Source organism: Rhizorhabdus antheiae (assembly GCF_049889055.1).
Classification (GTDB): Bacteria; Pseudomonadota; Alphaproteobacteria; order Sphingomonadales; family Sphingomonadaceae; genus Rhizorhabdus.
Genome location: NZ_JBLTWO010000008.1, coordinates 209,270 through 228,662, shown reverse-complemented (window position 1 = coordinate 228,662; position 19,393 = coordinate 209,270). Strand labels below are relative to the sequence as shown.

Below are 19,393 nucleotides of genomic sequence, written 5' to 3'. Positions count from 1 at the left end.
ACCCAATAGCGGTCATTCGGCGGCTGCGATATGAAGCCGAGTATGAACGACTGGAGCCCCGCCACCAAAGACGATGTGCTGCGAGCAATCGCGGATGTGGCTGCCGATACGGGACCGGACTGGGTCCGATATGAAGAACGGCTGATCGACCCGTATCCCTCTACTATAGAGCGGTTCGGCAGAAGGGAATGCGCCTTTGTTGTCGCCCGCACGGCGACCCGCGTGGTCTTTTTCGATGACATCGAAGAGACCTTTGGGACGGCGACGGAAGAGGCCGGAAAGCTCATTTATCGTGCCGACTTTGGCGATTTGCGGCTCGCAATCAAGGAAGCTTTGGCAGGCGGATAAGGTCCGCCTTCCACCCCGTTACAGCCATTCGCGCCATCTGAGGCAAACACCCAAAAACGGCCATACCCTGTCTGCTTTTATGAGTTCACGACCTCGACCGATGTCCGCTCGTCACAGCGACGCGCCGAAGCCCGCCTCACTTTGCAATCCGCCATTCACCGGCGGCCCTTCCGCCGGCACCGCAGCCGCCGTCTGCGCGACATCCTGCAACGTCTCGACGACGAGCATCTGCAGCAGCTCCGCCGGCAACTGGCCCGCGACGGCGGCAAGCCGGTCGGTCACCGCCTTGTAGGCCGCGATGTCCAGCTGCCGGTCCTCGCGCTGCCGATCGGCTTCGGCCGCCTGCAACCGGCCGCCCAGCTGTTCCAGCGCCTGGCGCAGCTGCTCGACCTGGCGGGCGGTGGCCTCGCGCGCGGGGTCCTGCCCCTGCTCTGCCTGGCGGACGGCATCCGGCAGGATCGCCTGCAACCGCCTGATCACCTTCTCCCCGCCGGGCAGGTCGAGATTCTCGACGATCAGGTCGCCCAGCAGGCTCGCACTCTGCGGGTTGGCGCGGACCAACTCGGTCAGCATCGTCGCGGCCTCCTCGCGCTGGGTCGAATAGGACGGCCCCGCCTTCACCGTCAGATCATATTTGCCGATCGTCAGATTGTAGATATCGGCCGCCGGATCGGGCGCGCCGTCGGGATCGGTGATCCGCACCATCGCGGCCTTGCCGTCCTGCCCCAGCACCCTGATCATCCGGTCGCTGTTGTAGACCTTGGGGATCAGGTCGATCAGGATGCGGCCGGTCTGGCGGATCGCCCGACTGAGATTGTCGATGAAGTGGAAGGTCGCCACATCGCCCTCGCGTTGCCGCGCCAATATCGCGCGCCCGCTGGTCTCGTTCGACCGCGCGCCGAGCGACGCGTCGTACAGTCCCATCACCGCCTTCATGTCGTCGGCAGCGTTCATCGCCGCCTGCAGCTCGCCGGCGGGCACCCCGGTGAAGGGCTGTCGCATCGGCGGCTCCGGCCCGTCATATTCAAGGAAGGCGTGGGTCGCATTGTTCGCCGTTGCCCAGCGCGGATCGGAGGCGAAAGCGCCCCGGCGGCCAACCCAGGGAGCCTTGGGCGCCAGCGCGACCAGTTCGGTCGCCATCGTCCGCCAATAGTTGAACATCTGCTGCGGATCGCGCGCGTCCCGGATCAGCGAACGGAAATGACGCCGCCCTTCGACATTCACCTCCTCGCCATAGACCGGAACGATCGGGATGAACCGCCCCGGCCAGGCCTGCTCGGACAGCAGATGCGATCCGTTGAGCACATATTGCGTCACCTCGAACGACTTCACCGGACGCGGCTGGCCGATCGTCTCGATCGGGCCCAGAAGAGCCCGCAACCGGGGAAGCTCGTCGACATGCGCGACCGCGATCGCGCCGTCCGGCCTCGCATATTGGACGAGTTGGCGGACCACCTCCTCGCGCTTCCAATATTCGGCAACGCGAACGCTGCGCTCCTGGCCATCCAGCCAGCCGGACGACCCGCTCCAGGCCGAACTCGAAAAGTCGATTGTCTCGGCCGTCGGAAAGCGGCGCGCATAATGCGTCTCGCTCATCTGCTCGATCACGAAGGCGCTCGACCAGTCCGACCCGTCCGACGACTGCGCGAACGGATCGCCATAGATGGCGAAGGGGTTGGGCACGGGCCGGATGACAAGGTCCTTCTCGAACCCGTCGTCGGTCGCATAGTCGAGATTGATCCGGATATAGCCGAACCCCATCGTCGCCGAGCAATCGACCGCGGTGTCATAGGCGATGTCGGCATTCGACATCGTCTCGATGTTCCGGATCAGCCCGCTCATCACCTCGGCCGTCTTCGCGTCACCGCGCTCGACCGGATGGACCGAGATCGCCGGCTTGTTCTGTCGACTGTCGTTGACGACCTGCCGGATGAAGCTCGGCATGCGGTTGATCGTCAGGCAGGGTCGCCCCTCCGCCTCGCGCTGTCGCCGCACCTTGTCCGGCCACTGCCAGGCCCCACCCAGCCGCGCGAAACGCAGATCATCGAGCGCCGCCGCGCGATTGTCACTCTCATGCGCTTCGGCGGCGGCAAAGGCCTCCACCGCCTCCTTGACGATATCGTCCATTTTCGGTTCCCATGAAGTACGCAGCCGCGAGCCTGCCAGCAGGCGGGTCGCTGGGGCGCGAGATTATCGGGGGCGGCTTAGCGACGATAGGACGTCGAGCATCGTCCTGATCAAGCTGTCAGCGCTCTGATGCCGAGATCAATTGAGATATGCACATCTATCGATTAAATTATGAGCAGTCGCTCAACGTCTGCGCCATCTATACAGTTCTCGATTATTGCAGAACCACTTCCAATAAGCACGAGTGCCCAGAGAAAAAATCACTATCCCCCACACTGCACCGATGCCTATAAAGACATTGAACAGCGGAAAATTTCCGATCTGCTCTCTCACGAAGATCGGTATGACAATAGGGATTGAGGCAAGCAGCAAGAACTTCGCATCGACGCGCTTCGTCAGCGAGAAGCCCTCCATACGGGCCGAGAAATCCTTACCCTTGATCAAAAGATCCAGACCGCTCTGATATTCGGCGGTCCACTGGCCGATGAACCGCACCAGCAGGGCAAAAGGAAGCACAACGATGCGGCTGGCATGATGGATGAAATTATTCATCATCGAAGATCTCGTCCGTGAGCGCTTGAACATAGCGATCACGCACAACATCGCCAGCCTCTTTCACTCCCTCATTATCGAAGTGCGACCGCCTGAATCGCCCGATTGTGTTGCGCAGAGGCCCGGCGGGACCTCTGACAAGCTTCAACGTACGTTGAAGCGCGCGGCCTCCCGGCAGAAGCCGGGACGGGAAGCTTGTGACTTGGGCCCACAGCGGCCCAGCCCGGCCGTTCGCGGTGGCATCATAGGCGTTGACCCCGAGCAGAGCCCCCTCCGCAACCCATCCGAGACCCTTTGCCGCCAACGCCGCGGGCGCTGTGATCCCTCCCGCCGCAGTGGCGACGGCCGCGACGTCGGCGGCAAGCGCCGCCTTGTCCAGGACCTTCCGTGCCGCGTCCACGTAGGACGTGGGTTTGACCGTCACACCGAGCCCCGATCCAGTCCGACCACGCTGCGGCATGGAATTGGCGGGACTCGATCCCCTGCGCGGAGGTGTGCGCTCCATAGAGCGGCGAAACAGAATCTTGGGTAATGAAACTGGACGATCCCGTCCGTTGTTGACAGCCTCCTTCGGGCGGCTTGGTGCGGCAAGGCCGTTCATCGGGGGTTCTCCTCATTCCAGATTGCGCCTCTTCCGCCGACGGCTGCTCACCTAAAGGTCGAACGGCGACACCTGCGGGAGTCGCTTTGGCAGTCAGGCCATCCAGCCGCCCATGTTGACGACGGCTCGGGAAGACAATCCGTTCGGCGCGGCAAGCGCCATCCTCTTCATCATCATTGCATAGCGCGACGCCGACAGCCGGTCGTCTCGCGTCTTCACGATGATGCCGTCCTTGCGATGGTACAGCCTGAACTCGGCGAACCAGTCCTCGAGATGGTCGAACACCTTCCATCGGCCGGACAGCATGCGATCGAGCATTTCCGCAATGCCGGCCTCGATCCCATTCCCGCCATCCTCGAAACAGGCCCGCTCCGGCAGCAGCGCCAGACCCTGCTCCCGATATTGCTGGGCCAGCGCCGCGCCCGAACCCTTGTCATGCTGCAACCCGTCATGGGGCCACGCCCACGGCAGCCAGCTCCCCCACGGCTTCAGCGCCGCCGCATGGATCAGTGGCGTCGCTTCGCGCTGGCCATAGGATGCAGTGACGTAGAGACAGTCCGCATCCCGATCCCAGGCCAGCCGCACCGCAGCGGTCGGGTGGTCCCAGCCGAAGTCCAGCCCGCCGATCTGCACCCAGTGCGCGGGTATCTCGAACGCCGGCACCCGGATCAGGTCCTCGTCGACCGGAAAGACACGTCCCGATCCGAGCATCGGGATTCCCTCCGCCCGCGCCTTGCGTTCATGCGGCGGATAGGCCGCCACGATCGCCGCGCGCTGGGCCGGCGTATAATGTTCCGCATCGTCGATCGTCATGCGCGTGACATGGCGGCTCATCGCGTTCCCTTCCCCTGATCGGCGTTCGGCGACGCCTCGTCGAGAAACATCCGCACCACCTCGCTCATGCCTTTCAGCGGCGTGAAGGTCAGCATCACCATCCCCTCGGTCGCGTTGGTCCGGGTCAGCCCCTCGACATAGATGTCGACCGGCGGCTCCTCGTCGAACCAGACCGCGTTGAGCGTATCGCCCTGCCACTTGGCGCGGCCCTGCTCATAGGTCTTGAACAGGAGCGTCGAGGCGCCGCCGGACAGATGCGCCACGCTCACTGCATCCAGGATGTTTGCGCCGCCATTCGCCCGGTGGACGCTGACGATGGCTTCACCCGGAATGGCCCCGCACCCCCAATCGGCGCTGCGCTCGGGCGCGCCGACCAGCAGCTTCTGCACCGTGTCCCGCGTGGACAACCGCGTTTCGCCAGCCGCCCAATAGCGCCCTGCCTCTGCGAAGCGGCGTCCCCGCCACCAGCTGGGGTAACGCCCGGTCAGGTGCATCGCCAGTTCGAACGAGCCGGCCACCGTCTTGCCGAGTTGGTTACCCGCCATGAACAGGCGCTCCCGGTGTTCGGCGCCGGCATCGTGAAACTCTCTCTGCCGCGCATAGGGGCGATAGCGCAGCAGGCGATTGCGGTCGTGCCGGCGCTGAAGCTCACGTGCGAGGATCAGCGCCCGACGCCGCAAGCGCGGCAAGTGTCCGCTGGAGTTCATCGGCGATCTCGTCATCGCTAAGCGTCTCGACCGTGCCGGAGTCGTTCGGCCGCCGCGCGAGCGCCGAGGCGATCAGACGCAGATAATCATGTGGCCGGTCGGCACGCACCTTGTCGATCGTCTGCGCGCCATGCCGCGCCCAGTTCGCGCGCAATGCCTCAAGAAAGTCGGCACTCGGCTCCTCAGCGTCGCCCACCGCCTCCCCCGGATCTGCAGCCGGGTCTCCACCGGTCTCGTCAGCGCCCGCCGGCTGCGGCTCGGTCAGCCGCACACGCCGCATCAGGCGGTGCGCAGGCTGAAGCGGTAGCCTGCGCGCGGCGCCAGCCAGAAACGTTCACCCGCCGGAACATAATGGGACGTCGTCGTCGCAGCGACGGCCCCGGCCGGGCTATATTCATACCGGAAGGCCTCGGTTGCGAGCAGGCTCAGCGCGGTCTGGCCGTCAGGGGTCACATTGCTCGAAACCGGTGCGGTGCCGATCGACAGGCTCTGCGCCCCGGCCGGCCCGCCATCCTGGCCGGGGTCGGCGGCGATCGGCAGCCCACCGGTCGCAACGCGGGCAAAATAGCTGATTTCGACGGTCATTCTCGTCTCCGCTGGCTGCAAAGAAAAAGCGCCCGCAGGACCGGAGACCTGCGGGCGCTTGCAATAGGAAAGGAGGCTCGATCAACCAGCTAAGGTCGACGCAGCAGCCCCACCGTGTTTTTGTGCATATCCGAACGAGTCGGCGAAGTCAAGAACAAAATAAGAACATAACGATCAGGCCGCCTTGCGCTCCGCCTGCGCATCCGCCCGGCGGACCACCGGCCTGAACGCGATGCACAGTTTGTAATCCCCCTGGGCAACGACCGGCAGCGGCGGGATCAGCAGCGCCGCCGACGGTGAGCACCGGAAGAGATCGTCGACCACAGGCTCCAGCCCTTCCTGCACATAGGGCGCCTCGATGTCGGGGCGCTCGATCCGCCCCGCCTCGGCGCTCGGCAGCTCAATCGGCTGGAAGCTGACATCCTCGATCTGCACGGCTTCATAGGTGGTGCCGATCAGCACGGCGACGGTCAGGTCCTGTCGGGCCGGGACGATCATCCGATAATAGCCGTCATGGGTAGGATAGGCGTCGATCTCGACCATACAATCCTCGCGGGCATTCGCCAGGATCACCGGCAGCTTGATGCCGCCGGCAAGAAAATCGCTTTCGCGGACATCCAGCGCGCCGCGAACGATCTCGAAAAGCGCCAGATTCATCGCCAGTCCCTGTTCCTGCAGTTCGCCGGGCAGGAACATGCGCGCGGTGCCCTGAAGATAGTGAAGGCCGCGGCGGCGCAATCCGCGGACGGAACGCGATTTGTCCAGCATCTTCATGTGGCTCGACGACCCGAGATTGGCATCATGCGTGAAGTCGCCGATGGTGGCGACTTCGGAGGCGGTCGGGAAATACATCAGGCGCGCCAGGATCGCGGCGGCGACCTTGCGGCGGCAGTCGCCATCGTCCGACTTCGCCGTTCTGCCGAGCGCGGTGGCGGCCACGCCAAAGGCTATCGCCCCGGCCTGGATTCGGTCTCGCGTCTCGCTCTGCCCGCCCTTCTCACCCGCCTTTTCGTGGATCGGCTTGCCATTGGGATGATAGTCGACAACCGACCCTTTGGTTTGGGTGCAGATCTGCTCGATCACGGCGATGGACGAACCCAGAACGGACAGAATCTCACGGCTGTAGTGCCGCTTGTCGAACCATCCCTTCTTGTCGAGCCCCGTCGGCTCGTTCTCGCGCAGCAGCAGGTAGCGGCCGGCGACGTCGACGTTCATCCGCGCCTTGAGCAGCGGCACGACCCGGTCTTGCACCGTCCCGTGATAGCCGAGATCGACCAGCATCAACAGGTCGCCGTCCTCCACCCCTTGCTTGCGCACATGGGCGATCAACCGGTCTGCATAGCGGGCCGACCGGCGCACCGCCTTCTGCGCGGCCTCCGGCTGGCAGATGTTCCGCTCGAACGCCGAGACCTCGCCCGAAGGCCCCGCGATCTTGCGGGCCTCGTGCGGCTCAAGCAGCAGCATCCCGCCAATCACGTCAAGTCGCTGTTTTCCGGCCTCGCGCGCGACGAGGGCCTCGACTGCCGCCTGGTCCATCAGGCTGGCCCGCCCCGCAGTCAGGCGGCTGATCGAGAGTTCGCCAATGGTGCGCCCCGTTCCCAGCGTCTCGAACAGCTTCATGGGCAGGAAGCCGTCACGCATGAGGAACATCATCTTCACGGGCCGGCCATAAAGCTCGGACAAAAGAGCGACCTCCTCGTCCAGCCACTCGGAAAAGCCATGCAGCAGCGGCCCGATGACGTCATGCCCCATCAGAAAGGCGATATCCTGTTCGCTGCGCATCGACAGGAGCGGGCGATGCGGCTGCATCGCGGCTTCGGTCTGCCGAGTCGCGGGCTCCAGCAGGACGGCGGCCATGGCTTCCAGCCGCAGCCGCGTCTCTGCTTCCGTGTCGAACTGCACGAAGTGGGCGGTGGCGATGCCCAGTGCCGATGGCGCCTGCTGGTCGGCAACGCTGTTGTCACCCAGGTGGAAAACCGCCTGCGGGCGCACGCCCAGCGCGTCCAGCACCGGCTGAAACAGCCCTTCGGCCTTGCTGAGCCCATATTCGGAAGAGGTGAAGATCATATCGATCAGCCCAGCCACTTCGACGCCGGCGGCCGCCTCAACCAGCGATCGGAGTTGCTTGCTGCTGAAATAGGTATCGCTGACGAGAACTGTCCTGAGCCCGCGCGCCTTGGCCGCGCGCATGAGCGCGACGACGGGTTGGAACGGGTAACAGTGCCGCGCCTCTGCGGAGATCTCTGCCGCGACGGAAGCCGACACCTGCTGCGCCTCTGCGCCAGGAAGGATGCGAGCGTGGATCGTTTCGATCGCGACTTCCCGCCGTCCCGACCGATAAGCCTCGGCCTTGCGCGCCTCGCGCTCGGCGATCACGCGTTGCTCGATCGCACCGCCCTCGATCGGCAGGTCCGCGAACACGTCCGATGGCGCCTGACAGTTCCGCCACAACAGGGTGTCGAAACAGTCGAGCGACAGAATGGAGACGGTCGGCGGAACCCGGTCGAGCAAGCCGGCGATGTCCTGCGCGGTCACGGCGATCTTCATGCTAATCCTTCCGGCGGAATGTGACGCCGGTATCGCGCGCGAACCCTAAGATCGCGTTAACCATGATCGAGCCAGTCAGCGCGGGGTTCTGCTCAGCACATCCAATAGCCGGGCGATGAACGGTCGCTGGCTCTCCAGCATCTGCCCCATCGCCTCCTCGGGCGAAAACCATCGTCCTTCCGCCACTTCCGGAAAGCTCTGCAGACGCCCGCTATGGCGCGGCCATTCGAGCTCGAACAAATTGCTGCGGATGTCTGCCGGATCGATGTCCATTTCCACCCCGAACGCCTCGACCTCCTTGCCCGCCTTCTGACGGACCGAGCCCAGCGGCAGAAGCGTAGCAGGCACCTCCACGCCAAGCTCTTCCTGCGCTTCGCGACGGGCGGCTACTTCGGGGGTCTCGCCTTTCTCTATGGCCCCTTTGGCGATCTGCCAGGCGCCGGCGCCCCGGCTGCGCCAATAAGGGCCGCCCGGCAGTACGAGCAGAATCTCGATCCGCCCGCCAGCGCGGCGATAGGGCAGCACGCCAGCGCTTCGTGGGCGCATCATTCCCCGACCATGTGCAGGATCAGCGTCCGCCGCTGCGGGTGCCGCCGATGTTCGAACAGGAATATCCCCTGCCACCGCCCCAGCGCCAGCCGCCCATCTATCAAGGGAATGGACAGATGCGTCTGCGTCAGCGCGGCCCGCAAATGGGCCGGCATATCGTCCGGGCCTTCGTCGTCATGGGCATAAGCGGAAGAATCTTCGGGAGCGATCCGTGCGAAGTATCGCTCGATGTCGGCACGCGCCTCGGGCGCGGCATTTTCCTGTATCAGCAGCGACGCAGAACTGTGCGCGCAGAACAGCGTGATAAGTCCGGCTCGCATGCCCTGCGCCTCCACCCAACCGATCACCTCGGCGCTTATCTCGATCAGACCCTGCCGGGGGCTGTCGACGATCAGCGGGTACTGAACCTGACGCATCCTTCCTCCCAATGCGGACCGCCACGGCGATCTCGTTCTCGCTGCATCCCCCAACTGCCGCCCCACCGTCAATCGTACCGCGTCATCGCTCGCCGACGAGCCGAGACCTGTCTCGACCTGTCTGCGAGCCGGGCCCGTCACAATAGGAACTCCCCTCTCCGGCCTTCGTTCATCGGGCATATTTCTTTTGAAGGCAGATAGATGGCTACCCCTCACAAGAGCATGCGGGAAGATCATGGATCCCAATTCCTGACCGAGACCTTTCAGAGGGGCCTGGCGCACTGGAACCGAGAGCGCTTGTCTCCGCGTCATCCCGATGGTGGCAGCGAGATGTTCGAGCGCACCGTTCGCATGCTGCGTCTGGAACGCGCCTTCCTGGCCCATCTGCGCGCGAATGTAATGGTCGAAGCGAGCCGGGTGCCGCATGACGCCAACGGCTTTATCACTTGGTTCGAAGATTTGAAGGCCGTCGGCCCCGGCCAGGGCGATCCGCTCTTCTCTTGGCTGGCCGAACAGGCTGACCGCGACCAGTTGCGCTGGTTCTTCGAACAGGAGGCTGCCGGCGAAGCCGGTTTCGACGATCTCGTCGCCCTGACACAGATAAAGATGCCTGCCCGTGCAAAGCTCGAGCTGGCACGCAACTATTGGGACGAAATGGGCCGCGGCAATCCGGCCGGCATGCACGGTCCGATGCTCGACGTGCTGGTCGACGTACTTGAAGTCGAACCGACGATCGACGGCACCGTCTGGGAAAGTCTTGCCTTGGCCAATGCGATGACGGCCATGGCAACCCACCGCGATTATGCATGGCACTCCGTTGGCGCCCTCGGCGTGATCGAGTTGACCGCGCCCGTCCGCTCCGCGCTGGTCGCCAGGGGCCTGCGCCGGATCGGTCTAAGCGACCGCGAGCGACGATATTTCGACCTGCACGCCGTTCTCGACGTCAAGCACAGCGCCGACTGGAACAGCGAAGCCGTCCGGCCCCTGCTTGAGGAAGACCCGTCGCGCGCCACCGCCATGGCGGAAGGTGCGCTGATACGCCTTCGCTGCGGAGCTCGCTGCTTCGACCGCTATCGCGCCAAATTGTGGAAATGACGAGCGCCGGCACGCCTCGACCAGTTGCTCGTATTAATACCTAGGGTAAATCGGCAGTTCGGGTCCAGCGTGTGAGGATCTCGACACGTCGATATTTCAGACGTCGTCTTTTCAAGGAGATGGCGGGAACGCCGGCATTGATGATGCTGATACCATGCACCGCTTTCCGCAACTGTAGTTAGACCATCGTATATTGGCTCGTTAACCATTTGTTTGCCGCACATTGGCGATGTTGCTCCCAGAAGGAGTTTGGCCATGGGAACCAATATCGCTAGTGCGGCGGTACTGACCGCCACGGACACGGAAAATATGCTGGACCTCGGCTTCGCCTATTCGACCGGCGCCGACGGCTTCCCGCTCGACCTCGTCACGGCCCACCAGTGGTTCAATCTGGCGGCGCTATCCGGTTCGGCAGAGGCGCAGCACTGCCGCGCGGACATCGCCCACCAGATGAGCCGACAGGAAATCGCAGAGGCACAGCGCCGCGCCCGCACCTGGCTGGCAGCGCACTAAGGGCAAGGCATAAAGGTCCATGGTCGCGGTCAACCTTGCGGGCGGTGTTCCGCAAGCATCGCGACCAGGCCCCGCACGCTCTCGCGCAACTCCTCGAGACCCTCGGGCGTGCGCCCACCGGCGATCGTGGCGGGCACATGCACCGCGCGATCCCGCAATATCCTGCCTTGTTCGGTCAGGCTGATGACAACGCGACGCTCGTCCGCCGGATCGCGCGCTCGGGTCACCAGCCCCGACGCCTCCATTCGCTTCAACAGCGGCGTTAGCGTCCCGCTGTCGAGATAGAGGCGCGCACCCAGCGTGCCGACCGTCTGCGGCGCTTTCTCCCACAGCACCAGCATGACCAGATATTGGGGATAGGTCAGCCCCAGTTCGCGCAGGACCGGTCCATAGAGGCGGTTGAGCAAATTGGTGGCAGCGTAGAGCGGAAAACAGACCTGCCGGTCGAGCAGCAGGGGATCCTGTTCTCCGTCGATCGCTGCCACCTCATTCGTCATTGCGTGAAAACCTTGAACTTGACGTCGACATTCCCACGGATCGCGTTGGAATAGGGGCACACGCCGTGTGCAGCCGCGACGATCTCTTCGGCCTTTGCCTGGTCGACACCGGCGATTTCGACATCGAGCGCGACGGTTAGGGTAAAGCCGCCCTGCCCGTTCGGCAACAGACCGACTTCGCAGGAAACCTCGATGTCGTCATCCGTCACCTTATCGGCCTGACTGCGGGTGACATGGATGACCGCATTCTCGAAACAGGCTGCATAACCGGCAGCGAACAGCTGTTCGGGGTTCGTGGCACCGCCCTTGCCGCCAAGCTCCTTGGGCAGAGCGAGCGGCAGATCGAGGATCCCGTCCTCGCTCTTGATCGCGCCGCTGCGGCCGCCATGCGCATGCACCCGGGTCGTGTAAAGTTGGCTCATTTCACCGTCCTTCTTCCTGTGGCGATAACCATGTAGGAACAATTATATTGCGCGCAACTATATTGTAGAAATTTTAAATGCGCAATCGACCCAAGAATGACCCAAAGGGCTGTCCGTCCACGGCCTCAAGGCTTTGCGCGTTGAAATTCTATCGATAAGACAGATGGATGGAGAGAAATGCCAACCTGATCGAAGCGCGGCCCAGCTTCGTCACCCATCTCGAATGCTCGCTCACCGGCGAGCTTTATCCCGCCGATCAACTCCATGGTCTCTCGGCAGCGGGCCGGCCCCTTCTCGTCCGCTACGACCTGCCCGCCATCGGCAGGCGACTGTCCCGCACCGATGTCGAGCGCCGGCCGACCGACATGTGGCGCTGGCGCGAATTGCTGCCCGTTCGCCGGAGTGAGGACATCGTCAGCCTTGGCGAGATCGAAACGCCCCTCATTCCGCTGCCTCGCTCGACCGGACGGGCGGTGGTCGTAAAGGACGAGGGCAGACTCCCCACCGGCTCGTTCAAGGCGCGCGGCCTGGTCATGGCCGTGTCGATGGCGAAGGCCCTCGGCGTCACGCGCATCGCCATGCCGACCAATGGCAATGCGGGCGCCGCGCTCGCCGCCTATGCGACACGATGTGGGATCGAGACGATCGTCTTCTGCCCGGAGGACACGCCAGAGATCAACGTCCGCGAGATCGCCATGCAGGGTGCCCGCGTCTGGCGGGTCAACGGTCTGATCGACGATTGCGGCGCGATCGTCGGCGAAGGCGCGCGGCAGGGTCGCTGGTTCGACTTCTCCACCCTCAAGGAGCCCTATCGGATCGAAGGCAAGAAGACGATGGGGCTCGAACTCGCCGCGCAGCTCGGCTGGGAACTGCCCGATGCCATCTTCTATCCGACCGGCGGCGGCACCGGTCTGATCGGCATGTGGAAGGCATTCGACGAGCTCGAAGCGCTCGGCTGGATAGGGTCCACGCGCCCGAAGATGTTTGCCGTGCAGGCGGCCGGTTGCGCGCCGATCGTGAAGGCCTTCGATGACGGCGTCGAACATGCCGAGCGTTGGGAAGGTGCCCACACGGTCGCTGCCGGAATCCGCGTGCCGCGTGCGGTCGGCGACTTCCTGATCCTCCGCGCCGTGCGCGCCAGCGGAGGCCGGGCCATTGCGGTCGAGGACGACGCCACCCTCCAGGCGGTCGAGGACGCCGCCCGCAAGGATGGACTGTTGTTGTGCCCCGAGGGCGGCGCCACGCTCGCCGCCTATCGCCTCGCGCTGGCTCGGGGCTGGGTGTCCGAAAGCGACCGTGCCGTCCTGTTCAACTGCTCGACGGGACTGAAATATCCGATGCCGCCTGCCCCCCGGACATTGGACCGCACCCAAGCCATCGACTTCGACTCGCTCTGAAAAGGACCGCAGCCATGGACCGCCGCCTCTTCCTCGCCTCCCTCCCGGCCGCGGCTCTTGCGGCACCGGCTCTCGCTGCACAGGCGACCGGTCCCCTGCCCCCTGCGCCCCGCTGGCACGACGGTGAGGATCGCTTCGACAGGAACGACGTCCATGCAGGCGACCGCCCGGTGGGTGCGAGCTTCGCCAGCCGAACCGCCGCCTATGGCATGTCGGGCGCGGCCGGCACCGCCCATCCGCTGGCGACCCAAGCCGGAATCGCTATCCTGCGCAAGGGCGGTTCGGCCGTCGACGCAGCCATCGCAATCAACGCCTGTCTCGGATTTCTCGAACCGACCTCCTGCGGCATCGGCGGCGATTGCTATGCCATGCTCTGGGACCCGAAGGCCAAGGCGATCATGGGTCTGGCCGGCTCGGGCGCCTCGCCGCGCGCGCTCTCTTTGGAAACGGCCCGCGCCCGCGCGGTGAACGGCGCCCTGCCGCCGCTCGGCGCAGTCACCGTGTCGGTGCCGGGCACGGTCGACGCCTGGACCATGATGCACCAGCGCTATGGCCGCCTGAAATGGGCGGAGCTGTTCGAGCCTGCGATCGATCTGGCAACCAACGGAGCCCCCGTCCCCGACATCATCGCTTATTATATCCGCCGCGCCCTCGTGAACTTCCGCAGGCCGGGCAATGGTATCGAGGAGACCGACAACGCCTTGCGGACCTGGTCGATGGGCGGCACCGGCCCGCAGACCGGCAGCATCTTCCGCAACCCCGATCTTGCTCGCACCTACAGGATGATCGCCGAGGGCGGGCGCGACGCCTTTTACAAGGGCGAGATCGCGAAGACGATCGACGCCTATTTCCGGCGGATCGGCGGCTGGCTGCGCGCTGAGGACCTCGCCGCGCACAAGGGCGAATGGATCACGCCGCACAAGACCGACTATCGCGGCGTCGGCGTTCATGCTCTGGGCGCCAACACGCAGGGCATCGCAACGCTGCAGATGCTGAACATCCTGGAGAATTTCGACATGGAGGGCGCCGGCTTCCAGTCGGCCCTGTCGATCCACCTCCAGGCCGAGGCCAAGCGCCTCGCCTATGAGGATCGCTCCCGCTATTACGCCGATCCGAACTTCTCGAAGATCCCGGTCGAGTGGTTGATCTCGAAGGACTATGCCGCCCAGCGCGCCCGCCTGATCCGGCCCGACCGGATCAGTCCGGACGTTCGGCCGGGCCAGGCGCCCTCGCGGGGCGACACCACCTATTTCACCTGCGCCGACAAGGACGGGATGATGGTGTCGATGATCCAGTCCAATTTCCGGGGAATGGGATCGGGGCTGGTGGCCGACGGGCTCGGCTTCATGTTCCAGGACCGGGGCCAGCTCTTCTCGCTGAAGGATGGCCATCCCAACATCTATGCGCCGGGCAAGCGCCCCTTCCAGACGATCATTCCCGGTTTCGCGACGCGCGGCGACAGCCCGTGGATGAGCTTCGGCGTCATGGGCGGCGACATGCAGCCCCAGGGCCAGACCCAGATCATCGTCAATCGCCGCGACTATGGCCTCGATGTCCAGGCGGCCGGCGACAGCCCGCGCTGGCATCATGAAGGCTCGTCTCAGTCGATGGGCGAGGATTCGCCAGGCCTCCCCGCGACCGGCCTGCTTCGCCTCGAAAATGGCGTCCCGGCCGCAACGCGCGAGGGGCTCACGTCGCGGGGCTGGACGCTCGGCGAATCCGACGCCGCCTTCGGCCGCTATCAGGCGGTCGAACACCGCATGGACGGGCAGGAACGCGTCTATGCCGCAGCGAGCGAAATGCGCGCCGACGGCTGCGCTCTCGCCTATTGACGGATCGGGCGGCTCCGGCCGCCCGGTCGATCAGATGCGGATCTGGTCGCGATAGGCCCTGACGTCGCGGCGCAGTTCGCCCGCGCACAGGAACAGCGCAAGGACATTGGGTATCGCCATCAGGAAGAAGCTGCTGTCGATGATGTCGATCACGCGCCCAAGGTCGATCACCGCCGCCGGCGGCAGCGCCACGATGTAGAGGATCTTGTAGCTCCACTGCGCCTTCGGCCCGTGCCCGAACAGATAGCCCCAGGCCTGCAGACCATAGAAGCCCCAGGCGACCAGCGTCGAATAGGCGAACAGCACCACGACGATCGCGAGCAGAAGCGGGAACCAGCTCGACACATGCGCGAAGGCAGCGCTCGTGATTTCGATCCCCTTGAGGCTCGGATCGGTCCATGTCCCCGCCACGACCATCGCCAGCCCGCCGATGCCGCACACGATCATCGTGCCCAGCAGCGGCTCCAGCAACGCTACCATGCCCTCCGACACCGGATGCTCGGTCCGCGCGAGGCTGTGCGCCATCACCGCCGATCCCACGCCCGCTTCGCTCGCGAACACAGCCCGGCGCATGCCCGCCACGAAGGCGCCCACCGCGCCACCGGCCGCCGCGTCGAGGCCCCAGGCTCCGCGCCAGATCGCCGCGAGCGCCGCCGGGATGGCATCGGCATGCAGCACGAGGATGGCGACGATACCCGCCAGATAGACGCCGACCTTCAACGGCGTCAGCCGCTTCGATACCTCGCCCAGCCAATGCGCACCGCCGAGCGTCACCAGCGAAACCGCGAAGGCCAGGCCGATGCCGTAGATCCAGCCATTGGTGAAGCCGGTGACGACGCTGACCTGCGCAAAGCTCTGGTTAACCTGCACCATCGGAATGGCACCGAACAGCGCGAAGAAGGCATAGAAGCCGCCGAGGACGACGCCCAGGCGCGGCAGCCCACGCCGCCCCAGCACCGCCTTCAGCACATACATCGGTCCGCCATGGACATGGCCATATTCGTCGGTGACGCGATATTTCAGCCCCAGCGTGACCTCGGCCATCTTCACCGTCATCGCGAACCAGCCGATCGCGAACATCCAGAAGATCGCACCCGGCCCGCCCATCGTCAGCGCGACCGCCACGCCGGCGATATTGCCCAGCCCGATCGTGCCCGACAGCGCCGTCGTCAGCGCGGCGAACTGGCTGACGTCGCCCTTCGCCTCGCCTTCGCGCGGCTGGTTGCGCAGGATGCGGAACGCATGCCCGATGCAGCGGACGTTCGGAAAGCCCAGCCAGACCGTGAAGAAGAGCATCGGCACGGCCAGATAGAGCACGACCAGCTCGATCTGCGTGCCCAGCAGCGGAATCTTGAAGAAGACCGCGCCGGTCAGCGCGTCGACGATGCGATTGAAACTCTCCATCACCGAACGCTAGCCCGGTTGTTCGACCTTGTCATTGCCAAGTCCGCGTCCGGTCATTGCGATCCGTCGCCGCCTGCGGCCTGCCGGTTCCGACATCCGCGATGCGCCGCTCGCCCGCAATCAGCTCTTCGAGCAACACCTCGCCGTCCGGCCAATATCCAAGATCGGACTGCGCGTTGATGTGCCCGCAATGGCCCGCATCGACGAACCGGCTGCCCCACGCCCCGGCCAGCCGCTCGAGCCGGTCGAAGGTCGCATAGCGGTCGTTGCGGCTCGCGACGAGGATCGAGGGAAAGGGCAGTTGCCGCCCCGGCGACGGCGAAAAACGACGGACCAGCGCATGGGCATCCGCCGCATCGACATCGGGGGGCGCAACCAGCAGCGCGCCTTTCACCCGGCCGAGGTTCGCCGTCTCGAACGCCTGAGCCCACCAGGCGATCGTCAGGCAGCCCAGGCTATGCGCGACCAGCACCAGCGGGCCGTCGGTCATCGCCACGGCCGCGTCCAGCCGCTCGGTCCAGATGCGCCGGTCCGGCTCCGACCAGCAGCCGAGATCGACCCGGCGGCAGTCGTCGCGGCGCGCCTGCCACAATGTCTGCCAATGGTCCGGTCCCGAATTGTCGAGCCCCGGCACGATCAGGCACAGCGGACACTCACTGCTCATCGCCCGCTCCCGCCAGAAGTGCCGTACGCTCGCCCGCATCCCGGTCCGCGCGCGCCTGGTGCACCATGCTGCCGGGCGGCACGCTCGACGTCAGCCACACATTGCCGCCGATCGTCGAACCCGCGCCGATCGTCACCCGACCCAGGATCGTCGCGCCCGCATAGATCACGACATCGTCCTCGACGACCGGGTGGCGCGGCTGTCCGCGCTTGATCGCGCCGTCCTCATCTGCGGGAAAGCTCCGCGCACCGAGCGTCACCGCCTGATAGAGGCGGACGCGATCGCCGATCACTGCCGTCTCGCCGATCACCACCCCGGTACCATGATCGATAAAGAAAGACTCGCCGATCGTCGCGCCCGGATGAATGTCGATCCCCGTCCGCGAATTGGCGATCTCGGAAATGATTCGCGCCACCAGCGGGGCCCCGAGCCGGTGCAAAAGATGCGCTAGCCGATGGTGGACGATGGCGATCACGCAGGGGTAGCAGATCAAGACCTCGTCGACGCTGCGCGCCGCCGGGTCGCCCGCATAGGCAGCCTCTATATCCTTGTCCAAAAGCCGCCGCAGCGACGGCAGCGACCGGGCAAAATGGGCGATGATGCGCCCGGCCTCGTCGTCGACACGGTGCGTCCCCTCCCCGTCCCGCGAATAGCCCAGTTCGAGCCTGATTTGCCCATAGAGCCGGCTGAGCGCGGTCTGCAGAGTCTCGGCGACATAGGCCTCCTCATTCTGCAAGCGAACGAAGCTCGGGCCGAGCCGCAGCGGAAACAGCGCGCCGCACAGCGCCGACATGATCTTGTCGAGCACATGGCGCGACGGGAAGCCGACCGCGCCGAGTTCCGCGTGCCGGCGATGCGCATTGCGCCAATCGTCGCGTGCGTCGCGCAGCTCGGACGCGATCAGGTCGATGTCCCAATAATGGCCGGGCGGTATGTCCAGACCGTCGTCGATAGCGTTCGTCATCAGGGCCTCTCTTGCTCGACGCAGGGATAGCCGCCCGCCTTGGGAGGGAAAGCAATTTTTCTCTACTGTTTTGATAGGAAATATATCGCCCGCCCCCGATCGCCGTCGCGCGTGACGAGGTTCTGACGCGATGTTAGACTCCTTCCATGGTTCCCCGTCTCGGTCCCCTCAAGCTCAAGGCCCAGCTTTATGCCGGCGATGAGCCCGCCATCGGCCCCGGCAAGGCCGCGCTTCTCGAAGCCATCGACCGCGAGGGTTCGATCTCTGCGGCAGGGCGTGCGCTGGGCATGAGCTATCGCCGCACCTGGCTGCTCGTCGACAGCCTCAACCGCTGCTGGCAGGAGCGGGTGGTCGACACCACACCCGGCGGCGGGCGTGAGAAGGGCGCTCGGGTGACCGACTTCGGTCATCGCATTTTGAGCGCCTATCGCAGGCTCGAACGCAGCCTGCTCGATGCGGCGGAAGGCGATGACTTCCGGGCGCTGGCAGCAATGATGCGGAACGAGCCTCTGCCGCCTTCACACTGAAGGCTTGCCATATACACACTGATATAGCATCCGGAGAGCGATCGTCCGGGAGTTCCAGCATGACCTTGCGCCATCGCCTCTGCCTGGGGCTCCTGCTGCTTCTCGGTTGCACCGCCGCTCCCGCTTTGGCCGCCGAAACTACCGTCGCCGTCGCCGCGAATTTCACCGAGCCGGCAAAAGAGATCGCCGCCGCCTTCGCCAAGGCCACCGGCCACAAGGCGCAACTCGCTTTCGGCCCGTCGGGCGCCTTCTATACCCAGATCAGCCATGGCGCGCCGTTCGAGCTGTTCCTGTCCGCCGATGCCGAGCGCCCAGCGAAGATCGAGCAGGAGGGACTTGGCGTTGTCGGTACCCGCTTCACCTATGCCGTGGGCAGGCTGGCGCTCTATTCCACAACGCCCCGCCTCGTCGACGGGGCCGGCGCGATCCTCCGGACCGGTCGCTTCGAACGGATCGCCATCGCCGATCCCGCCAGCGCGCCTTATGGGCAGGCCGCACTGGAGGTGATGCGGAAACTCGGCGTCGAGGCCAGGCTGAAGCCGCGCATCGTCACCGGCACGTCGATCGCACAGGCCTATCAGTTCACCTCCACCGGCGCGGCCGAACTAGGCTTCGTGGCGTTGTCGCAGATCGTCGACGTGAAGGGCGGCTCGCGCTGGATCGTCCCCGCCCGCCTCCACCAGCCGATCGAGCAACAGGCGATCCTGCTGAAGACCGGCGCACACAATCCCGCCGCCCGCGCCTTCCTGAAGTTCATGCGCAGCGGCACCGCGCTGCGCATCATCCGCCGCTATGGCTATGCGCTGCGCTGA

Annotated in this window: 22 protein-coding genes; 7 read left to right on the top strand and 15 right to left on the bottom strand. The window is 65.1% G+C overall.

Annotated features, from left to right (window positions below; genetic code table 11):
• Positions 1 to 42: 42 nt before the first annotated feature.
• A complete protein-coding gene (locus ACNI3R_RS16015) occupies positions 43 to 348 on the top strand; it encodes a hypothetical protein (RefSeq protein WP_426185123.1) in 306 nt (101 codons plus the stop codon).
• A gap of 111 nt (positions 349 to 459) precedes the next feature.
• Here ACNI3R_RS16015 and ACNI3R_RS16010 read toward each other — a convergent pair whose 3' ends face one another.
• The 10 genes from ACNI3R_RS16010 to ACNI3R_RS15965 all read right to left on the bottom strand — a co-directional run bounded on the left by ACNI3R_RS16010 (position 460) and on the right by ACNI3R_RS15965 (position 9,266).
• Positions 460 to 2,475, bottom strand: coding sequence for a portal protein (locus ACNI3R_RS16010; RefSeq protein ID WP_426185121.1), 2,016 nt, complete (start codon positions 2,473 to 2,475; stop codon positions 460 to 462).
• A 183-nt stretch (positions 2,476 to 2,658) separates the two neighbouring features.
• Positions 2,659 to 3,030 (bottom strand): hypothetical protein, encoded by a 372-nt coding sequence (locus tag ACNI3R_RS16005; RefSeq protein WP_426185119.1) that lies wholly within the window; start codon positions 3,028 to 3,030, stop codon positions 2,659 to 2,661.
• A complete protein-coding gene (locus ACNI3R_RS16000; protein ID WP_426185117.1) occupies positions 3,020 to 3,628 on the bottom strand; it encodes a hypothetical protein in 609 nt (202 codons plus the stop codon). The genes ACNI3R_RS16005 and ACNI3R_RS16000 overlap by 11 nt, the downstream gene beginning before the upstream one ends.
• Before the next feature lie 93 nt (positions 3,629 to 3,721).
• Positions 3,722 to 4,462: a phage terminase large subunit family protein gene (locus ACNI3R_RS15995; RefSeq protein ID WP_426185115.1), complete on the bottom strand. Its 741-nt coding sequence runs from the start codon at positions 4,460 to 4,462 to the stop codon at positions 3,722 to 3,724.
• Positions 4,459 to 5,169: a terminase large subunit domain-containing protein gene (locus tag ACNI3R_RS15990; RefSeq protein WP_426185113.1), complete on the bottom strand. Its 711-nt coding sequence runs from the start codon at positions 5,167 to 5,169 to the stop codon at positions 4,459 to 4,461. Before ACNI3R_RS15990 ends, ACNI3R_RS15995 begins: the two co-directional genes overlap by 4 nt.
• Entirely contained in the window at positions 5,111 to 5,449 is a 339-nt protein-coding gene (locus ACNI3R_RS15985; protein WP_426185111.1) for a hypothetical protein, read from the bottom strand. Before ACNI3R_RS15985 ends, ACNI3R_RS15990 begins: the two co-directional genes overlap by 59 nt.
• Positions 5,449 to 5,754 carry a hypothetical protein gene (locus tag ACNI3R_RS15980; protein ID WP_426185109.1) on the bottom strand — a complete coding sequence of 102 codons (306 nt, stop codon included), beginning with the start codon at positions 5,752 to 5,754 and terminating at the stop codon, positions 5,449 to 5,451. Before ACNI3R_RS15980 ends, ACNI3R_RS15985 begins: the two co-directional genes overlap by 1 nt.
• A 174-nt stretch (positions 5,755 to 5,928) precedes the next feature.
• Positions 5,929 to 8,301 carry an HAD family hydrolase gene (locus ACNI3R_RS15975; protein WP_426185107.1) on the bottom strand — a complete coding sequence of 791 codons (2,373 nt, stop codon included), beginning with the start codon at positions 8,299 to 8,301 and terminating at the stop codon, positions 5,929 to 5,931.
• 75 nt (positions 8,302 to 8,376) lie between these two features.
• Entirely contained in the window at positions 8,377 to 8,850 is a 474-nt protein-coding gene (locus ACNI3R_RS15970; protein ID WP_426185105.1) for an NUDIX domain-containing protein, read from the bottom strand.
• The gene (locus tag ACNI3R_RS15965) at positions 8,847 to 9,266 is read right to left on the bottom strand and encodes a secondary thiamine-phosphate synthase enzyme YjbQ (protein ID WP_426185103.1); all 420 of its coding nucleotides are present in this window, start codon (positions 9,264 to 9,266) and stop codon (positions 8,847 to 8,849) included. The genes ACNI3R_RS15970 and ACNI3R_RS15965 overlap by 4 nt, the downstream gene beginning before the upstream one ends.
• Positions 9,267 to 9,467: 201 nt before the next feature.
• Between ACNI3R_RS15965 and ACNI3R_RS15960 the strand changes: the two genes are divergently transcribed.
• A complete protein-coding gene (locus ACNI3R_RS15960; protein WP_426185101.1) occupies positions 9,468 to 10,361 on the top strand; it encodes an iron-containing redox enzyme family protein in 894 nt (297 codons plus the stop codon).
• 255 nt (positions 10,362 to 10,616) lie between these two features.
• Positions 10,617 to 10,874: a hypothetical protein gene (locus ACNI3R_RS15955; RefSeq protein ID WP_426185099.1), complete on the top strand. Its 258-nt coding sequence runs from the start codon at positions 10,617 to 10,619 to the stop codon at positions 10,872 to 10,874.
• A 29-nt stretch (positions 10,875 to 10,903) separates the two neighbouring features.
• On the opposite strand, the gene ACNI3R_RS15950 is transcribed toward ACNI3R_RS15955, so the two are convergent.
• A complete protein-coding gene (locus tag ACNI3R_RS15950) occupies positions 10,904 to 11,371 on the bottom strand; it encodes a MarR family winged helix-turn-helix transcriptional regulator (RefSeq protein ID WP_426185097.1) in 468 nt (155 codons plus the stop codon).
• The gene (locus tag ACNI3R_RS15945) at positions 11,368 to 11,793 is read right to left on the bottom strand and encodes an organic hydroperoxide resistance protein (protein WP_426185095.1); all 426 of its coding nucleotides are present in this window, start codon (positions 11,791 to 11,793) and stop codon (positions 11,368 to 11,370) included. The genes ACNI3R_RS15950 and ACNI3R_RS15945 overlap by 4 nt, the downstream gene beginning before the upstream one ends.
• Before the next feature lie 167 nt (positions 11,794 to 11,960).
• Here ACNI3R_RS15945 and ACNI3R_RS15940 point away from each other — a divergent pair, with 167 nt between their 5' ends.
• Both ACNI3R_RS15940 and ACNI3R_RS15935 read left to right on the top strand, forming a co-directional pair.
• Positions 11,961 to 13,190 carry a threonine synthase gene (locus ACNI3R_RS15940; protein WP_426185093.1) on the top strand — a complete coding sequence of 410 codons (1,230 nt, stop codon included), beginning with the start codon at positions 11,961 to 11,963 and terminating at the stop codon, positions 13,188 to 13,190.
• A gap of 14 nt (positions 13,191 to 13,204) precedes the next feature.
• Positions 13,205 to 15,022, top strand: coding sequence for a gamma-glutamyltransferase family protein (locus ACNI3R_RS15935; RefSeq protein WP_426185091.1), 1,818 nt, complete (start codon positions 13,205 to 13,207; stop codon positions 15,020 to 15,022).
• 30 nt (positions 15,023 to 15,052) lie between these two features.
• Here the strand turns inward: ACNI3R_RS15935 and ACNI3R_RS15930 are convergent, their stop codons facing one another.
• The 3 genes from ACNI3R_RS15930 to epsC are packed head-to-tail and all read right to left on the bottom strand — an operon-like array spanning position 15,053 to position 18,054.
• On the bottom strand, positions 15,053 to 16,426 hold the full coding sequence (locus ACNI3R_RS15930) for an alanine/glycine:cation symporter family protein (RefSeq protein WP_426185089.1): 1,374 nt from the start codon (positions 16,424 to 16,426) through the stop codon (positions 15,053 to 15,055).
• Positions 16,427 to 16,457: 31 nt separating this feature from the next.
• A complete protein-coding gene (locus tag ACNI3R_RS15925) occupies positions 16,458 to 17,090 on the bottom strand; it encodes an RBBP9/YdeN family alpha/beta hydrolase (RefSeq protein ID WP_426185087.1) in 633 nt (210 codons plus the stop codon).
• Positions 17,080 to 18,054 (bottom strand): serine O-acetyltransferase EpsC, encoded by a 975-nt coding sequence (gene epsC / locus ACNI3R_RS15920; RefSeq protein ID WP_426185085.1) that lies wholly within the window; start codon positions 18,052 to 18,054, stop codon positions 17,080 to 17,082. The genes ACNI3R_RS15925 and epsC overlap by 11 nt, the downstream gene beginning before the upstream one ends.
• Before the next feature lie 146 nt (positions 18,055 to 18,200).
• Between epsC and ACNI3R_RS15915 the strand changes: the two genes are divergently transcribed.
• On the top strand, positions 18,201 to 18,581 hold the full coding sequence (locus ACNI3R_RS15915; protein ID WP_426185083.1) for a winged helix-turn-helix domain-containing protein: 381 nt from the start codon (positions 18,201 to 18,203) through the stop codon (positions 18,579 to 18,581).
• 59 nt (positions 18,582 to 18,640) lie between these two features.
• Positions 18,641 to 19,393: a molybdate ABC transporter substrate-binding protein gene (gene modA, locus ACNI3R_RS15910; protein ID WP_426185081.1), complete on the top strand. Its 753-nt coding sequence runs from the start codon at positions 18,641 to 18,643 to the stop codon at positions 19,391 to 19,393.

Excerpts from the sequence above, each read along its gene's own strand:
- ACNI3R_RS15965 (WP_426185103.1), bottom strand. The coding sequence starts at position 9,266 with ATGCGTCAGGTTCAGTACCCGCTGATCGTCGACAGCCCCCGGCAGGGT.
- ACNI3R_RS15915 (WP_426185083.1), top strand. The coding sequence starts at position 18,201 with ATGGTTCCCCGTCTCGGTCCCCTCAAGCTCAAGGCCCAGCTTTATGCC.
- ACNI3R_RS15930 (WP_426185089.1), bottom strand. The coding sequence starts at position 16,426 with ATGGAGAGTTTCAATCGCATCGTCGACGCGCTGACCGGCGCGGTCTTC.
- ACNI3R_RS15925 (WP_426185087.1), bottom strand. The coding sequence starts at position 17,090 with ATGAGCAGTGAGTGTCCGCTGTGCCTGATCGTGCCGGGGCTCGACAAT.
- ACNI3R_RS15985 (WP_426185111.1), bottom strand. The coding sequence starts at position 5,449 with ATGCGGCGTGTGCGGCTGACCGAGCCGCAGCCGGCGGGCGCTGACGAG.
- epsC (WP_426185085.1), bottom strand. The coding sequence starts at position 18,054 with ATGACGAACGCTATCGACGACGGTCTGGACATACCGCCCGGCCATTAT.
- ACNI3R_RS16015 (WP_426185123.1), top strand. The coding sequence starts at position 43 with ATGAACGACTGGAGCCCCGCCACCAAAGACGATGTGCTGCGAGCAATC.
- ACNI3R_RS15980 (WP_426185109.1), bottom strand. The coding sequence starts at position 5,754 with ATGACCGTCGAAATCAGCTATTTTGCCCGCGTTGCGACCGGTGGGCTG.
- ACNI3R_RS16005 (WP_426185119.1), bottom strand. The coding sequence starts at position 3,030 with ATGATGAATAATTTCATCCATCATGCCAGCCGCATCGTTGTGCTTCCT.
- ACNI3R_RS15960 (WP_426185101.1), top strand. The coding sequence starts at position 9,468 with ATGGCTACCCCTCACAAGAGCATGCGGGAAGATCATGGATCCCAATTC.
- ACNI3R_RS15955 (WP_426185099.1), top strand. The coding sequence starts at position 10,617 with ATGGGAACCAATATCGCTAGTGCGGCGGTACTGACCGCCACGGACACG.
- ACNI3R_RS16000 (WP_426185117.1), bottom strand. The coding sequence starts at position 3,628 with ATGAACGGCCTTGCCGCACCAAGCCGCCCGAAGGAGGCTGTCAACAAC.
- modA (WP_426185081.1), top strand. The coding sequence starts at position 18,641 with ATGACCTTGCGCCATCGCCTCTGCCTGGGGCTCCTGCTGCTTCTCGGT.
- ACNI3R_RS15945 (WP_426185095.1), bottom strand. The coding sequence starts at position 11,793 with ATGAGCCAACTTTACACGACCCGGGTGCATGCGCATGGCGGCCGCAGC.
- ACNI3R_RS15950 (WP_426185097.1), bottom strand. The coding sequence starts at position 11,371 with ATGACGAATGAGGTGGCAGCGATCGACGGAGAACAGGATCCCCTGCTG.
- ACNI3R_RS15970 (WP_426185105.1), bottom strand. The coding sequence starts at position 8,850 with ATGATGCGCCCACGAAGCGCTGGCGTGCTGCCCTATCGCCGCGCTGGC.
- ACNI3R_RS15990 (WP_426185113.1), bottom strand. The coding sequence starts at position 5,169 with ATGAACTCCAGCGGACACTTGCCGCGCTTGCGGCGTCGGGCGCTGATC.
- ACNI3R_RS15975 (WP_426185107.1), bottom strand. The coding sequence starts at position 8,301 with ATGAAGATCGCCGTGACCGCGCAGGACATCGCCGGCTTGCTCGACCGG.
- ACNI3R_RS15940 (WP_426185093.1), top strand. The coding sequence starts at position 11,961 with ATGGAGAGAAATGCCAACCTGATCGAAGCGCGGCCCAGCTTCGTCACC.
- ACNI3R_RS16010 (WP_426185121.1), bottom strand. The coding sequence starts at position 2,475 with ATGGACGATATCGTCAAGGAGGCGGTGGAGGCCTTTGCCGCCGCCGAA.
- ACNI3R_RS15995 (WP_426185115.1), bottom strand. The coding sequence starts at position 4,462 with ATGAGCCGCCATGTCACGCGCATGACGATCGACGATGCGGAACATTAT.
- ACNI3R_RS15935 (WP_426185091.1), top strand. The coding sequence starts at position 13,205 with ATGGACCGCCGCCTCTTCCTCGCCTCCCTCCCGGCCGCGGCTCTTGCG.